Source organism: Lysinibacillus sp. HST-98 (assembly GCF_016757845.1).
Classification (GTDB): Bacteria; Bacillota; Bacilli; order Bacillales_A; family Planococcaceae; genus Lysinibacillus; species Lysinibacillus capsici.
In genome coordinates, this window is record NZ_JAENHX010000009.1 from 1 (window position 1) to 11,958 (window position 11,958).

At 36.8% G+C, this 11,958-nt stretch carries 10 protein-coding genes and 1 rRNA gene; 3 read left to right on the forward strand and 8 right to left on the reverse strand.

Annotated features, from left to right (window positions below; translation table 11 throughout):
• Both JIN86_RS17855 and JIN86_RS17860 read right to left on the reverse strand, forming a co-directional pair.
• A 16S ribosomal RNA gene (locus JIN86_RS17855) occupies positions 1 to 72 on the reverse strand; the annotation flags it as partial.
• Positions 73 to 341: 269 nt separating this feature from the next.
• A complete protein-coding gene (locus JIN86_RS17860; protein WP_202342491.1) occupies positions 342 to 1,241 on the reverse strand; it encodes a DMT family transporter in 900 nt (299 codons plus the stop codon).
• 132 nt (positions 1,242 to 1,373) lie between these two features.
• Between JIN86_RS17860 and JIN86_RS17865 the strand changes: the two genes are divergently transcribed.
• Positions 1,374 to 2,096: an MgtC/SapB family protein gene (locus JIN86_RS17865; RefSeq protein ID WP_004233792.1), complete on the forward strand. Its 723-nt coding sequence runs from the start codon at positions 1,374 to 1,376 to the stop codon at positions 2,094 to 2,096.
• Positions 2,097 to 2,110: 14 nt separating this feature from the next.
• Complete coding sequence (locus JIN86_RS17870) at positions 2,111 to 3,094, forward strand: cation diffusion facilitator family transporter (protein WP_004233788.1); 984 nt, start codon at positions 2,111 to 2,113, stop codon at positions 3,092 to 3,094.
• A gap of 53 nt (positions 3,095 to 3,147) precedes the next feature.
• On the opposite strand, the gene JIN86_RS17875 is transcribed toward JIN86_RS17870, so the two are convergent.
• From JIN86_RS17875 to pruA, 5 genes are all read right to left on the reverse strand, one after another.
• The gene (locus tag JIN86_RS17875; RefSeq protein ID WP_202342492.1) at positions 3,148 to 3,846 is read right to left on the reverse strand and encodes a hypothetical protein; all 699 of its coding nucleotides are present in this window, start codon (positions 3,844 to 3,846) and stop codon (positions 3,148 to 3,150) included.
• Positions 3,847 to 4,207: 361 nt separating this feature from the next.
• Positions 4,208 to 5,371 carry an iron-containing alcohol dehydrogenase gene (locus JIN86_RS17880; RefSeq protein WP_004233784.1) on the reverse strand — a complete coding sequence of 388 codons (1,164 nt, stop codon included), beginning with the start codon at positions 5,369 to 5,371 and terminating at the stop codon, positions 4,208 to 4,210.
• A 365-nt stretch (positions 5,372 to 5,736) separates the two neighbouring features.
• Positions 5,737 to 6,981 carry a Glu/Leu/Phe/Val family dehydrogenase gene (locus JIN86_RS17885; RefSeq protein WP_004233781.1) on the reverse strand — a complete coding sequence of 415 codons (1,245 nt, stop codon included), beginning with the start codon at positions 6,979 to 6,981 and terminating at the stop codon, positions 5,737 to 5,739.
• Positions 6,982 to 7,064: 83 nt separating this feature from the next.
• The gene (locus JIN86_RS17890) at positions 7,065 to 8,258 is read right to left on the reverse strand and encodes an ornithine--oxo-acid transaminase (protein ID WP_004233780.1); all 1,194 of its coding nucleotides are present in this window, start codon (positions 8,256 to 8,258) and stop codon (positions 7,065 to 7,067) included.
• A 238-nt stretch (positions 8,259 to 8,496) separates the two neighbouring features.
• Complete coding sequence (pruA, locus tag JIN86_RS17895) at positions 8,497 to 10,041, reverse strand: L-glutamate gamma-semialdehyde dehydrogenase (RefSeq protein WP_202342493.1); 1,545 nt, start codon at positions 10,039 to 10,041, stop codon at positions 8,497 to 8,499.
• A gap of 145 nt (positions 10,042 to 10,186) precedes the next feature.
• On the opposite strand from pruA, the gene JIN86_RS17900 reads away from it, so the two are divergent.
• Positions 10,187 to 11,494 (forward strand): sigma-54-dependent Fis family transcriptional regulator, encoded by a 1,308-nt coding sequence (locus JIN86_RS17900; protein ID WP_004228412.1) that lies wholly within the window; start codon positions 10,187 to 10,189, stop codon positions 11,492 to 11,494.
• A gap of 41 nt (positions 11,495 to 11,535) precedes the next feature.
• On the opposite strand, the gene yugI is transcribed toward JIN86_RS17900, so the two are convergent.
• Positions 11,536 to 11,913: a S1 domain-containing post-transcriptional regulator GSP13 gene (gene yugI, locus JIN86_RS17905; RefSeq protein ID WP_004228409.1), complete on the reverse strand. Its 378-nt coding sequence runs from the start codon at positions 11,911 to 11,913 to the stop codon at positions 11,536 to 11,538.
• Positions 11,914 to 11,958: the final 45 nt, after the last annotated feature.

Sequence of the window (11,958 nt, forward strand, 5' to 3'; positions counted from 1 at the left end):
TGTTCGCTCGACTTGCATGTATTAGGCACGCCGCCAGCGTTCGTCCTGAGCCAGGATCAAACTCTCCATAAAAGAAATTTGATTAGCTCAAATTGTTTTGCTGGCATCATGTTTGATGTCCAAAATTGTGTTTCGTTCACTAGCAAAGCTAGCTACTTAAAACTTTATTGATTACGTTTTGCTTGTTCAGTTTTCAAGGTTCATTTTATTCAAGTCGTTTTCAGCGACTTTATTATCTTATCTCATTCTCAACTATAAGTCAACAACTTTTCAAAACTTTATTTTCAAGCGTTTCTTCTTGTTAAGGACAAGTAATAATATATAATATAGCATTTTAAAAATCAAGCATTTTTCATAAAAAAATTAAAAATCTTTTTAACATCTATTACAAACAATAGAATTCCTGCTAATACAATCAATCCACCGATGATTTGTGTCATGATTAAATACTCTTTAAATATCACCAAAGCTAAAAGAGCAGCTCCTACAGGCTCAAATAATATAGCAATTGAAACAATATTCGTACTAACGTATTTAATTGACCAATTAAACAAAGTATGACCAAGTAAATTTGGGATTAATGCTAATAAGATAAACCATAACCAATCCATCAAAGAATATGGACCAAATGATTCCCCTTTAACCATTACATATATAAATAAAGTGATGGTACTTACAACATATACAACCATTGTATAGGTCACAAGTGATAATCTCTTACGTACATCCTGTCCTAATAGAAAATAAGCTGTTGCAAGTGCACATGCAACGAGCGCCAGTACATCTCCATAAAAGGCTGTTCCACTTACTTTAAAATCGCCCCAACTAATTAAAACACTTCCTATTATTGCAATTGATCCTGCTACGATTGTTTTCATCGTAATTTTTTCTTTAAAGAAAAAGTAAGTGCCCACAAACGCAAACAAAGGTTGTAGCGTTACTAAAACTGTTGAACTTGCTACTGAAGTATAGTTGAGTGATTCAAACCATAATATAAAATGAAAAGCTAAAAAAATCCCAGCAACTGAAGAAAATAGCCAATCACGTCTTTTTAAAGTTGCTAACTCCTTTGTATATCCTCTTAAAAACCATGGTGCCATGATTAAAACGGAAAATAGCATGCGATAAAATGCTATAATCCCCGCTTCCGCTGATACTAATTTCACAAAAATTGCTGACATCGATACTGAAATTACACCAATCACAATCGGGATGTATGGATGAATTTTTGGATGCTCCAAAAAACCCCACCTTCCTAAAAAAATACTTATATGTCCTTACTTCATGTTGTACAATACAAAAAAGTGATGCACATATAATAATGACAGTTCGCATATCTCTTAGCAATACGAAATATCAATGGAGGGTTGTGTATGGAAACATTATTCGAAAATATGATTACATATGAAGTTGGCATAAAATTAGTTATTGCAGCCACATTAAGTTTAGTAATCGGTATCGAAAGGGAATTAAAGAAAAAACCAGTTGGATTAAAAACAAGTTTAGTTATTGCTACTTTCAGCTGCTTATTAACGATTATCTCCATTGAAACAGCCTACTCAACCCCCGCTAGAGAAGATATTAATATTACGATGGACCCTCTTCGTTTAGCAGCACAAATTGTTAGTGGAATTGGCTTTCTTGGTGCAGGAGTCATTCTAAGACGCGGGAATGACAGCATTACGGGTTTAACAACCGCTGCTATGATCTGGGGAGCCGCTGGTATCGGTATTGCGGTTGGTGCAGGTTTTTACATGGATGCAACACTAGCTGTTGTGATCATTGTTTTTGGAATTGAAGTACTATCACCTTTTCTTATGAAAATCGGACCCAAGCGAATTCGTATGCGGGAAATTTTATTAAAAGTTCAAATTGATGATGACAACCATACCGAATCATTTCTATTATTTTTAAAGGACAACAACATTATCATTGAAAATATACGCATTAAAGATGTGCACTTAAAAAACGATAGTGTTTTACATGAGTTAGATTTACGCCTTTCCTTAATCGTCTCGGATAATTTGTTGTCATTTTATCGTTCATTACGAGCACTATCTTATATAGAAAAAATCGAAATGGAAATTTTAAACTAGTTGGAGGATTTTTTATGGCAGAACTATTAAAACTACTAAAAGACGGTAACAAACCCTCTCTAATGGCTGCATGTGTAAATGCCTTTTTAGGAATTATTAAAGGAATCGCCTTTTTCTTTACAGGTAACGTTGCGATGTTTGCAGAAATGATGCACTCTCTAGGCGATGCAGCAAACCAATTATTTGTGTATATAGGCTCAGCACTCTCTAAAAAGGCACCTACAAAACAATTTCCTGGTGGCTTCGGTCGTATTGTCAATTTAGTATGCCTTTTTGCCGTAATAATTGTAGCTATCCTTTCTTATGAAACAATAAAAGAAGGTTGGCATCATTTTATTCATCCCACAGGAGAGTCTAGCGGGATACTGATTGCCCTAGGAGTATTATTCATCGGGATTGTTTTAGAAGGGACGGTCCTAGCTAAAGCGGCTGCAGAAGTGTTACATGAAGCAGGTCAAGAAAAGGCAGGTATTGCAGCTATTCCTAAAGCTTTCTCATACTTGAATAGGGCAAAACCGGCAACAAAATTAGTTTTTATGGAGGATTTAGTTGCTACTGGGGGCAACTTCTTAGCCTTTGCTGCTATTTTAATTGCTTATTTTACAGGTTGGGGTCGAATAGAAGGACTAGTTTCGATGATAATTGGGGTCATGATGTTTTATGTAGTTGGTAAGGTATTCCTCGATAATGCACGAGGCGTCATTGGCGAGACGGATGAAGAGATGTTAAACCATATCGCTCACCTCGTAATGGATGATCCGAATATTAAAGATATTGTGCGTCTTGAAGTGATTAAAGAAGGAGAGTTTTTACATGTAGAATTAGTAGCTGAAGCTGATCCGCTTTTATCGTTAGCCTTTTTAGATGATGTTCGTGATCATTTAACAGAGGTAATCCTAAGCCAAAAAGGAGTATCTAAAGTAGCTATTTTATTCGACGAGGATGACGGGAAAGCTAGCTGGATACATGTTGGTGAGAAACCTAACAACTCCATTTAATACTTTATAAAAACAAATAGCCAATTGCCGTATTTCAGGCAGTTGGCTATTTGTTAGACTAATTTTAAATTAGGAATATCCTCATAACCTACATAAACATGGTTTGTAATCATAAAAGTAAGTAATTTATTACAAGCAATCATTTGTCTTTTACCATTATGTTGAATAACAATTTTCGAAAATTGTAAGGTGGCTTGACGATTAGCTAATGCATATTCTTCTGCATTGAGAATATTTCTGCCATCCACATGACAACCCAACACAAAATTTCCTGCAAAAGAATCCTTTAATACATTCGGATGCATGGATTGATAATGTACTTCAGCAATTGAATCTTCTAAATTCATGAATTGATGGGCTACCAAATAATGTTTTAAAGCACCTTTTAAATCAATTGCAATAGCTGTATCTGCTAAAATTGTTCGATAATAAACAGGAACAATCTCAGCACCCCCCAAATACGGCTTAACTTCTACAACAATTTCTCCAGAAGGACGAACAAATAATTGTACAATTGCTTTATTTACACCATCCGAAAAAATAACATTCGTTTGCCCAAAACGCACGCTTTTAAAAAATATACTTTGATCTACAATGTATCCAGTGATAATTTTATCATTTTCAATTTGCAATGATTTCGCTTCAATTCCTAATACTTCTACACAATTTTGCATTTTATAAACATGTTGCTGAAATGGAATTTCTATACAACTTAATGTAACAATACGGTCCTGTAGCAATTGTTTCAACATTTGATCCCTCTCCTCTTTGTTTAATATTGTAATTATTTTAGTAAAGGTGGCTGAACAACTTCTGAACATTGACACACGAATTGACTGATTACGACAAAAAACCATTCTTTTCTGTCTTTCAATAAATCACCTTATAGTAAAACAATCTATAATATAGGTTTAATGACTCAGTAAAAAACCATGACTTTACTCACTTAAAATAAAGAAAAATGTATTTAAATTCCCTTTATTATCTATCTATTTTATTATATTGCAGGACTAAAGAAACTTCTACGACAAAATTCTACATTTATCGTTAATTTTTCTTAACCTTGCAATAAAAAAAGTATGAGGCTATAAGCATAGTCTCATACTTAATGTATTAAAGAGAATTTTGTAAAATAGTTCTTACATCTTCCTCTTGCAATCGATTAAAGTTGCCAAAAGGGCCATTTTGCATAGCATGATCTACAATTTGCTGGAATTTCGAATCATCAATATCGTAATCTGCCAAACGACTAGGTGCCCCTAATGATGTCCAAAATGCAGATAAACGATCAATTCCCTCATAAGCAACCTCTTCTACTGTTTTGCCTGTTGCCTCGACTCCAAACACACGTGTTGCTATACCTGCAAAACGCTCAGGATTTACTGGTACATTTAAACGCATCCAATGCGGTTGAAGAATGGCTAAACCACCTGCATGTGGAATGTCGTAAACAGCAGATACGGCATGTTCAATATTATGAGATGCCCAGTCCCCTCGTGAACCAATTGATAGGAATCCATTTAAACCAATTGTCCCTGCTAATAGAATGGTTTCGCGTAACTTCGTATTTTCTAGGTCCTCTAATAATTTTGGAGCTGTCGTAATAACCGTTCGCAATACCCCTTCACACATTTCATCTGTGATAGGAGTATTCGTTGTATTGTGGAAATATTGCTCAAATACATGTGACATCATATCCACTATTCCATATACAGTGTGATTTTTAGGTACAGTCACTGTATATGCTGGATTTAGTATTGAAAATTTCGGGAAGGCTGCTGGACTACCCCAACTTAGTTTTTCTTCAGTAGCAGCATTCGTTATCACTGATCCAGCATTCATTTCTGAGCCTGTAGCAGCAAGTGTTAATACCGTTCCTAGTGGTATAGCTTGTTCTACAAACACTTTACGTTTCACGATATCCCAAGCATCGCCATCATACTTAGCGCCAGCAACAATTAATTTAGAACAATCGATTACTGAACCACCACCCACAGCAAGAACTAAGTCAATTCCTTCAGTTTTGCATATCTCAATACCTCGTCTAGCTGTTTCCACTCGCGGATTTGGCTCTACACCACCTAATTCAAATACGGTCTTATCCGCCTGTTGTAATTTCTCTATAACAGCATCGTATACACCATTTGATTTAATACTTCCGCCACCATATACAACTAATACCTTGTTTCCAAATTGCTCTAATTCTTTCGGTAATTTTTCAAGTGCATCCTCACCAAAATGTAGTTTCACTGGGTTAAAAAAAGTAAATGAATCCATCTAATTCGCCCCTTTCTAGTTGGATTTTCTCATAATTACGCTAGAGAAAGCAAAGATTAAACGCTGTCAACACTTTGCTATTTCGAAGGCGTTTTTTCAAGCTGTTTAGATTTTGTTCAGGCAATAGTTGTATAGTACTAGACATTACATAAAATAAAAGGAATTTTTGCACATGCTTATTATTGTAATTGTTGTTGTAATCATAATTTCGGGCATTTTTCTGCTAAGATTTTTTAAAATCAAAAAAATAAGGAACGAAAAAAAGATGCTATTAGAACAGCGTCTAGACCACCTTCTTCAATCGAATAAAAACGAAAAAAACGAGTCATCCGATTAAGGAAATGACTCGTTTTTTCATTTTTTGCTTAAACCCAACCACGGAAGCGAGAAGCTTCTGCAGTACGGCGAACACCTACCATGTAAGCTGCTAAGCGCATGTTGATGTTACGTGTTGTTGCTGTTGTATATACATTATCAAATGCTTCGACCATTTTTTTGTATAGACGCTCTTCCACTTCTTCTTCTGTCCAATAATAACCTTGGTTATTTTGCACCCATTCAAAGTAAGAAACTGTAACCCCACCTGCAGAGGCTAATACGTCTGGTACAAGTAAAATGCCACGCTCTGTTAAAATTTTAGTTGCTTCAGCTGTTGTTGGACCATTTGCTGCTTCTACTACGATATTTGCTTTTACATTATGTGCATTGTCAGCAGTAATTTGGTTTTCAATAGCAGCTGGTACTAAAATATCACAATCAAGCTCTAATAATTCTTTGTTAGAAATTGTGTTTTCAAATAAAGTAGTTACTGTTCCGAAGCTATCGCGACGATCTAATAAATAGTCGATATCTAAACCTTCAGGATCATGAAGTGCACCATAAGCATCTGAAATACCGATTACTTTCGCACCTAAATCATGCATGAATTTCGCAAGGAAGCTTCCTGCGTTACCAAATCCTTGAATAACAACACGAGCACCTTTAATATCAATACCACGTTTTTTTGCTGCTTCTTCGATTACGATTGTAACACCTTGTGCAGTCGCACGGTCACGACCTTGAGAACCACCAAGTACTAGTGGCTTACCAGTGATGAAGCCTGGAGAGTTGAATTCATCCATGCGGCTATATTCATCCATCATCCATGCCATAATTTGTGCATTTGTAAATACGTCTGGCGCAGGAATATCTTTTGTAGGTCCTACGATTTGACTTACCGCACGAACATAGCCACGGCTTAAACGTTCGATTTCGCCCATTGACATTTGACGTGGGTCACAAATGACACCGCCTTTACCACCGCCGTATGGTAGATCGACAATACCACATTTCAATGTCATCCACATTGAAAGCGCTTTAACTTCCTCCTCAGACACTTGTGGGTGGAAACGAACCCCACCTTTAGTTGGTCCTACAGCATCATTATGTTGTGCACGGTAACCAGTAAATACTTTTGTTGTACCATCATCCATTTTCACTGGAATACGTACTTGTAGCATGCGAAGCGGTTCTTTTAGTAATTCATACATTGCTTCATCATAGCCAAGTTTATTTAGAGCATCTTGAATGACATCTTGTGTTGATGTGAAAAGATTTAAGTTTTCAGACATTATTAAATCGCCTCTTTGTTTTTTTTAATGATAGTTATCGGCATCATTGTAACATACTTCCGAATTAAAATGTGAACATTTTGTTAAAGTTTAAATACTTTTTCAATTTGTTCAATTGACCAATCTAAATCCTCTTGAGAAATAACAAGTGGTGGTGCAAAACGAATCACTGTATCATGTGTTTCTTTACATAATAGACCTAATTCTTTAAGTTTTTCACAGTATGGACGAGCTGCTTCTGTTAGCTCCATACCGATAAATAAACCGCGACCACGTACTTCCTTAATAACTGGGTTGTTAATTTCTTTTAATTTACCTTTGAAGTATTCACCAAGTTCGTGTGAACGCTCTGCTAATTTTTCATCTAATAATACTTTAATAGATGCAATTGAAACTGCACAAGCTAAAGGATTACCTCCAAAAGTTGAACCATGTGAACCTGGGTTGAATACACCTAAAATACTACGGTTTGCAGCCACACAAGAAATTGGGAACACGCCGCCACCTAGAGCTTTACCCAAGATATACATATCTGGTTCTACTTCTTCCCAATCACAAGCAAACATTTTACCTGTACGTGCTAAACCAGCTTGAATTTCGTCAGCAATGAATAGTACATTGTTTTCTCGGCAAAGTTCACGTGCTGCTTTTAAGAAGCCTTCTGTTGGAATTACGATACCCGCTTCACCTTGAATTGGCTCAATTAAAAATGCAGCAGTGTTTGGTGTAATAGCAGCTTTTAAAGCTTCAAGATTACCGTAATCTACCAATTTAACATTTGGTAGCATTGGACCGAAACCACGACGGTATTCTTCATCAGAAGATAAAGATACAGCTAACATTGTACGACCATGGAAGTTACCATTACATGCAATAACCTCAGCTTTACCCTCTTCTACGCCTTTTACATCATATGCCCAACGACGAGCTGCTTTAAACGCAGTTTCTACTGCTTCAGCACCAGTATTCATTGGTAATACCATTTCTTTATTTGTTAACTTTCCTACTAGCTCATACCATTCACCAAGGTTTTCGCTATAGAAAGCACGTGAAGTTAACGTTACTTTATCAGCTTGCTCTTTTAAAGCAGCGATAATTTTTGGGTGACGATGTCCTTGGTTTACTGCTGAATAAGCAGATAACATATCTAAATATTTGTTACCTTCTGGATCTTTAACCCAAGCACCCTCAGCCTCTGAAATAACGATTGGCAGTGGATGATAGTTTGCCGCACCAAAATTTTGTGTTTGTTCAATAACTTGTTGAGTTTTTGTCATATCCTATTCTCTCCTTACTAATCATTATAAAAGAAAGGGACTATGTATCACTATAAGTAGAATGATTAAGAATATAGCAACAATTCAAACGAGAAATTTGCTAACTTCTCCAAGATAAACTACATCATGAAAGTTTACGGTTTTAGCCAGGGTAGCGCTACCTGGAGAAGTGTCACAAATTTATTCAAAATGCCTCAATTTCTACTTACTTTGAACAGCCCTCTCGTCAGTGTGAAAATTAAAGCATTTCTGAAGTTGTTTTTGCTTGCATATGCAGTTGTAGGTAGTCTGGGCCACCTGCTTTTGAATCTGTACCTGACATGTTGAAGCCACCAAATGGTTGGTAACCAACGATTGCACCTGTACAGCCACGGTTGAAGTAAAGGTTTCCTACATGGAATTCTTCACGCGCTTTTTCTAGGTTCATGCGGTTAGTTGTGATAACAGCGCCTGTTAAACCATATTCTGTATCGTTTGCAATTTCAATCGCATGGTCGAAATCTTTTGCTTTTGCGATTGCTACCACTGGTCCGAAGATTTCTTCTTTCATAATACGTGCAGAAGGATCTACGTCCGCGAACACAGTTGGTTGTACGAAGTAACCGACTGAATCGTCTGCTGTACCCCCAGCTACTAAACGACCTTCGCCTTTACCGATTTCAATGTACTCAGTAATTTTGTTGAATGCTGCTTGGTCAATTACTGTTGCCATGAAGTTGCTGTAATCAGTTGGGTCACCCACTGTTAAAGCGTTTGTTAACTCTTCTACGCGATTTACCACTTGCTCATATACATCTTCTACGATGACAGCACGAGAACATGCTGAACATTTTTGACCTGAGAAACCAAATGCTGATTTCACGATCGATTGTGCAGCTAATTCTAAATCTGCTTCTTTATCGACTACGATTGTATCTTTACCGCCCATTTCAGCGATCACACGTTTAATCCAAATTTGGCCTTCATTTAACACAGATGCACGTTGGTTGATACGTAAGCCGACATCACGTGATCCTGTAAAACTGATGAAGCGTGTTTTTGGATGATCAACTAAGTAGTCACCTACTTCAGCACCAGAACCTGGTACGAAGTTAACAGCACCTGCTGGAAGACCAGCTTCTTCTAATACTTCGATAAATTTATACGCTACAACTGGCGTTGTAGAAGCTGGTTTTAATAATACTGTGTTCCCTGTTACTAAAGCAGCTACTGTTGTACCAGCCATGATTGCAAATGGGAAGTTCCAAGGAGAAATAACAATACCGATTCCTAATGGGATGTAATCATAACGATTGTATTCACCTGGACGGCTTTCGACTGGCTGACCGTTTTTAATGCGTAGCATTTGGCGACCATAGTATTCCATGAAATCGATTGCTTCTGCAGTATCTGCATCAGCCTCTGCCCATGGTTTCCCAGCTTCTTTTGTTAATAAAGCAGAGAATTCATGTTTACGACGACGGATAATCGCTGCCGCTTTGAAAAGAACGTCTGCACGAATAGCTGGATCAACTTTTTTCCACGTTTTGAATGTTTCATCTGCCGCTTGCATCGCTTTTTCAGCTAAATCTTTGCTTGCTTTCGAAACGCGACCAATGACTTCTGTTTTCTTTGCAGGATTGTACGAAACGATTTTGTCTTCTGTTGTAATGCGTTCGCCACCAATAATTAGTGGGTAGTCTTGACCTAAGTAACCTTCAACTTTATTTAAAGCCTCTACATAAGCATTGTAGTTTGCCTCTTGTGAAAAATCTGTGAATGGTTCGTGTTTGTATGGAATCATACTTAATCCTCCCTTGTGAGATGTGTTTGGGTATGCAAAAAACATTGACGCAAAATATCTTTGCGTATAAAATATTCTTACACTTATTATAATGCAAAATTTCGTTGCATATTTCAAGTAAAAAATTTTTGAGGTGCACATTTTTATGAAAAATTCTGAACCTTTACTACCTTTTTATGAGTTTATTGCAACAAATGTATCCGTTGGTATTCATGCAGTAGACCTATCTGGCAAAACGATTATTTACAATACGAAAATGAAAGAAATTGAAGGATTTCATTTTGATGAACTTGCGGATCGTTCCATTATTGAAATGTTTTCCTTCCGTCAACATGAAAGTACGTTAATGCGTGTTTTACAAACAGGAAAAAAAGAAATGAATGTTAAACAATCCTACTGGAATAAAAATGGTCATGAAATTACAACAATCAATGATACTTTTCCACTTTTTGTTGAAGGCAAACTGATTGGAGCAATCGAATTTGCACGTGATATTACTTCACTGGAAAAGCTTGTTTATCAGCCCCTTCGTCGGTACGATGAACCATTAACATTTGATATGATTAAAGCTGATTCTGAATCCATGAAGCAGGTTATCGACAACGCTAAAAAAGCAGCTGCTGTAAAATTACCAGTATTATTAATTGGTGAATCTGGCACAGGGAAAGATTTAGTAGCAGAGGGAATTCACCACGCAGCTTCACCTGATCCTGATGCCTTTGTGACACTCGTTAGTCGCCGCTCAGCTCAATCGGTGCTTGATAAATTACAGCAATTATTAGAAGAAGATAAAGATTACACCTTCTTCTTCGAACGTATAGACTTTTTAAGCTTAGACATTCAAGAGCAACTTTTAGATATACTACAGTCACTTCCACAGTCCAAATATATGCTAATTGGCAGTGTGGGCAGTGATCCCATTACATTGATTGCCGAAAAGAAGCTGTCAAAATCTCTATATTATTTCTTTGCAACAATGGCTATTACTATTCCCAATTTAACGGATCGAAAAGAAGACATTCTTCCATTTGTAGAAGATTATTTTAGTCGACATCGAGAACGATTTGCCTCACAAGTCACTGAACTTGCACCAGATGTACAGGAATTATTTTTACAATATGATTGGCCAGGAAATCTAAAAGAGCTTGAGCTACTATTGGATGAAATTGTTTCATTTATGACAACAGAATCCACTGTTACTTCAGATTTATTACCTTTACATTTCCGCTTCAAAGTGCAGCAGCAAGATACAAATAATCGTGAACCAGAATTTTTTATGTTCCATCAAAATCACAATGTCATGCCACTCGATGCCTATTTGCGTGAAGCCGAATCATATTATGTGCAAAATGTCTTAAATTTATATGAGGGCAATATAACAAAGGCAGCGAATGCACTTGGTATGAGCAGACAAAACCTACAATATCGAATCCGCAAAATAAAAAAGCAATAGAAAAAACGAGGATCCTTTCATTCGAAAGCATCCTCGTTTCTTTATTGACCAGATTGTTCAATCCAGTCCTGCAATTTATCTTTTAAGGAATTAAAACCATTGGCATCCGATTCATCTACACGGTCCTGCAATGATTTACGTGGTGGTGCATCCTTTTTTCTTACTGTTGCTGGGCGATCCTGTAGCGCTCTCATCGATAAACTAATTTTTTCGGCCTCTTCATCGATTTCAAGAATCTTGACTTCAACTTCTTGCCCAACAGCTAAAAATTCACTAACGTCCTTCACAAAGCCGTATGTGATTTCCGAAATATGCACAAGGCCTTGCGTATTGTCATCTAGTGCAACAAATGCACCGTATGGTTGAATACCTGTAACTTTTCCGGTCAACACGTCTCCTAATTCATATTTTTTTACCATAACCTTTGCCCACTTTCTCTTGTTTGCTACGTATATATCGCTTAA

Excerpts from the sequence above, each read along its gene's own strand:
- JIN86_RS17865 (WP_004233792.1), top strand. The coding sequence starts at position 1,374 with ATGGAAACATTATTCGAAAATATGATTACATATGAAGTTGGCATAAAA.
- JIN86_RS17870 (WP_004233788.1), top strand. The coding sequence starts at position 2,111 with ATGGCAGAACTATTAAAACTACTAAAAGACGGTAACAAACCCTCTCTA.
- JIN86_RS17875 (WP_202342492.1), bottom strand. The coding sequence starts at position 3,846 with ATGTTGAAACAATTGCTACAGGACCGTATTGTTACATTAAGTTGTATA.
- JIN86_RS17880 (WP_004233784.1), bottom strand. The coding sequence starts at position 5,371 with ATGGATTCATTTACTTTTTTTAACCCAGTGAAACTACATTTTGGTGAG.
- JIN86_RS17885 (WP_004233781.1), bottom strand. The coding sequence starts at position 6,981 with ATGTCTGAAAACTTAAATCTTTTCACATCAACACAAGATGTCATTCAA.
- JIN86_RS17890 (WP_004233780.1), bottom strand. The coding sequence starts at position 8,258 with ATGACAAAAACTCAACAAGTTATTGAACAAACACAAAATTTTGGTGCG.
- pruA (WP_202342493.1), bottom strand. The coding sequence starts at position 10,041 with ATGATTCCATACAAACACGAACCATTCACAGATTTTTCACAAGAGGCA.
- JIN86_RS17900 (WP_004228412.1), top strand. The coding sequence starts at position 10,187 with ATGAAAAATTCTGAACCTTTACTACCTTTTTATGAGTTTATTGCAACA.
- yugI (WP_004228409.1), bottom strand. The coding sequence starts at position 11,913 with ATGGTAAAAAAATATGAATTAGGAGACGTGTTGACCGGAAAAGTTACA.